The following is a 538-nucleotide window of genomic DNA, read 5'->3' on the forward strand; positions in this document are numbered from 1 at the left end:
TTATATAGAGGGTGTTGGGATTTGCATTACAAATCCTTGGTTATAAAATCGTTAGGTAATTGTTTGAGCTTGGTTCATTGATGTGTAATTTATAATTGTCTGTTTTTATTAATCGCATTTTAATTGGCAGGGTTATCATTTGATATTGATGTGATTTTTTTCACATGCGTGGTTGTTTATTTCAACACTGCAATGTGCAAGCCTGAAACCATCCAGACTTGCTTTTTATAAAGATCATTAATGCTAATTGGTGATCCTCATTCTGGCCGCCTAAACCCGATATAGGTGCCAGCGCTGCCAGCAACATCTCTTTAGTCATACGCACACAGTAAGCAGGCGTACCTCGCTCAAAGCGCCATCCTTCGGCGAGCGCACCCACATCGACCGCATCAAAACCGAAGGTTTCGTACAGTTCGCTGGCAATCTGCTTGCCTTGCACATTGTCCCCCGCCAGTGGCAATGCCCGACGGTTGGGGCTGCCCACCGGTAAACCATCGCTTTCCAACTGAGTCATCTGAATGGCATTGAACGCCTTGGT

The 538-nt window shown here is 44.8% G+C and carries 1 protein-coding gene; it reads right to left on the reverse strand.

The genetic code is table 11. From position 1 onward, the window contains the following. Window positions 1–181: 181 nt before the first annotated feature. Window positions 182–538, reverse strand: a 357-nt coding sequence (locus J5224_RS34805) for an NADPH-dependent F420 reductase (RefSeq protein WP_413544778.1), incomplete at its 5' end; no start/stop codon positions are given.

The organism is Candidatus Symbiopectobacterium sp. NZEC135 (assembly GCF_025962695.1).